Source organism: Armatimonas sp., assembly GCF_043760365.1.
In the GTDB taxonomy this organism is placed as follows: domain Bacteria; phylum Armatimonadota; class Armatimonadia; order Armatimonadales; family Armatimonadaceae; genus Armatimonas.
Genome location: NZ_JAYUPA010000008.1, coordinates 1 through 2,492, shown reverse-complemented (window position 1 = coordinate 2,492; position 2,492 = coordinate 1). Strand labels below are relative to the sequence as shown.

Here is a 2,492-nt window from a genome sequence, read left to right as displayed (position 1 = left end):
CACGGGAGAAAGAGTCGGGCAAGTCGGCGAATCTGATCCGGCCTATCTGTAGCGGCGACCCGACCCCGACACCCCCACAAGTTGCATCGTTCCCTCTCTCAGGAACTTTCGGAAATATTTTGGCCGTCGGCAATGGGCAGTTCGTGGTCGCTCACGGTAGCACACTGAGTTGTGTCGAGAGTAGCGGTGCTCTGGTCTGGCAACGGGCTCTTCCTACCAAGATCCGCTACATCATGGGCCACGCTCTAGGCGGCTTTCTCGGGGTTTATCTTGAGTCTCAAGATCGGATTCGCATTCACCGAATCTCAGACGGGGCTTTTTTCTGGCAGGCGACACAGAATTTCGGACGCGAGGACATGCGCAGTGTCGGCGACACGCGCCTCTTTGGCTTCCAGTTCGGCACCGAACCACCACTCCTTCAGGGGCGAGAGCTAAACACAGGAACCGTGCTCTGGAGCCAGCCACTGAGCGACGATGCCCAGATAGTCTGGGCCGACCCGACCCGTGTTCTTTGCTACAACCCCAAAAACGGGGCGTACATTGCCTTTGGTGCGGAGCGGGGCACCCCTCTCTGGGAAGTACGTGTCCCCGTAGAGAGTATCTTTGCAGGTGCTCAAACAACGGGCAGTGGACCGCTGTTTTACTCCATGACCGGGAGCGAGCTTCGAGCACTCTACTTCTCCAATGGTGCCCGGATTTGGACAGTCACTGCGGGAGGCGAGCAGGGCTACCTGACTCAAGATCAGCGGCAGCTCATTGTCTACTCCCGCACCGCTTGCAGCGCCCATGATCCTTCAACGGGAAGCACGCTCTGGAGCCGTAGCGGCCTGAGCCGCGTGGTGGGTTCCCTCCCAAACGGCGAGCTTGTGGTGCTACCACAGCCCACGATTCCCGGATGCCTTCCCCTTCAGGTACTCCGTCCGGCAGACGGCACTGTCCGCTGGAGTAACTACCTGCCCACAAGCCCCGTGCCGGGTGACAGCTTCGTCACCCGCGTGGCGGGGACGCTGATCTGCATCAACCTCTCGGGATTTACGCCAGAAGGGACGACGCCGCTCTTTGCCCTGGACAGCGCGACGGGCCAGTACGTGTGGGGAACCCGCCAGTACGGGCCGAACGCGGAGCAACCTCCGGGGGCGCTAGATGTCTCAGACAAAACGCTGGCGCTGATCGCCGAGTCGAACACACGGGTTGTCTTGCTGCGCTAAAACTTAAAACAGCGCTGGCTGTTTTTGCCACTCCTGAATCGCAGCGAGAAGCTTGGCCTGGGGCGACGAGAGCGGGTAGCGTGCCAGGTCACTTCGCGTTGCCCAGAGACAGCCCGGCAGCAGTGGGTTCGGCATGCGGACAACTGCCACGGCGAGCGCATAGAGTGTGATCTTGCGTGTTGTGACACCATGCCGCAGGCTGACCAAACGCTCCCCGACACTTCCCGTCGCTCCGACAAGCTCTTTCAGCGCCCGCGCGGCAGCCTGCTCAATGGTCTCGTCCGGGGTCGCCGTCACACGAGGAAGCTCATAGAGTCCGCCCCAGAGTCCCTCGTCGGGGCGCTTGAACAGCAGAAACTTCCCCTCGCACTCGATCCAGACGCTCACGTCGTTGTGCGTCGTAAAGGCTTTCTTCGCGGCAAACGCCGGAAACTGCTCCGTCTGGCCTTGCTGAAACGCGGTGCAGACACTCTGGACGGGGCAGTTAGCGCAGCGCGGTGGCGTGAGGCAGTGCAGCGCCCCCAGCTCCATCAGCGCCTGATTGAAGTCGCCGGACTGGCCCGGTGGAAGAAGTGCCTCCGCCTTCTCCCAGAGTGCATCCTGTGTCTTGGGGGACTTCGGATCGCCCGGAATCGCAAAGACGCGGCAGAGCACCCGGACCACGTTCGCGTCCACAATCGGAGTGTCAAGCCCCAGTGCAATGGAGCAAATTGCTCCCGCGGTGTAGCGCCCAACACCCGGAAGCGCCAGGACACCTTCGTGGGTTGTCGGGAAAGCCCCTCCGTGCTGCTCACAGATCAGCTTGGCGGCTTTATGAAGATTCCGTGCTCGGGCGTAGTAACCCAGCCCCTGCCAGTGCTTTAGAACCTCTTCCAGCGGCGCGGCGGCCAGTGCGTTCACCGTTGGGAAACGCGCCATCCAGCGCTCGAAGTAGGGAGTTGCAGTGGCGACCTGGGTCTGCTGGAGCATCATCTCCGAGACCCAGATCGCATAGGGATCGCGGGTACGCCGCCACGGAAGTGCGCGCTTATGAACAGCGTACCAGCCTAAGAGAAGCGAGACTAACGCAGTCAGATTTCAGCAACCCTCTCTTCGGCCTGGGGTTCCTTGAAGGTGAACCAGAACGCAATTGCACAGGCCGTGGTGAGTGCAGCGGGGATGAGAAAGATCATAGGCCAGTTTGTCTTTTCTGGCGTCGTGTAGTGGTCTTTCAGCCAGCCGGAGAACAGTGTGCCCAGCCAGTTACCGATTCCCAGTGTTACCAGCATAAAAAGGCTCTGGGCG

2 protein-coding genes and 1 pseudogene are annotated in these 2,492 nt (G+C 60.8%); 1 reads left to right on the top strand and 2 read right to left on the bottom strand.

Annotated elements, in window-relative coordinates; translation table 11 throughout:
- Positions 1-1,208: PQQ-binding-like beta-propeller repeat protein (locus tag ACH2EH_RS00235; RefSeq protein ID WP_395137654.1), on the top strand; the 1,208-nt coding region annotated here is incomplete at its 5' end.
- Between the two features lie 3 nt (positions 1,209-1,211).
- Here the strand turns inward: ACH2EH_RS00235 and mutY are convergent.
- Positions 1,212-2,282, bottom strand: a complete 1,071-nt coding sequence (gene mutY, locus ACH2EH_RS00230) for an A/G-specific adenine glycosylase (RefSeq protein ID WP_395137656.1) — start codon at positions 2,280-2,282, stop codon at positions 1,212-1,214.
- Positions 2,279-2,492: pseudogene (locus ACH2EH_RS00225) on the bottom strand (hypothetical protein); the annotation flags it as partial. The gene mutY and the pseudogene ACH2EH_RS00225, both read right to left, overlap by 4 nt.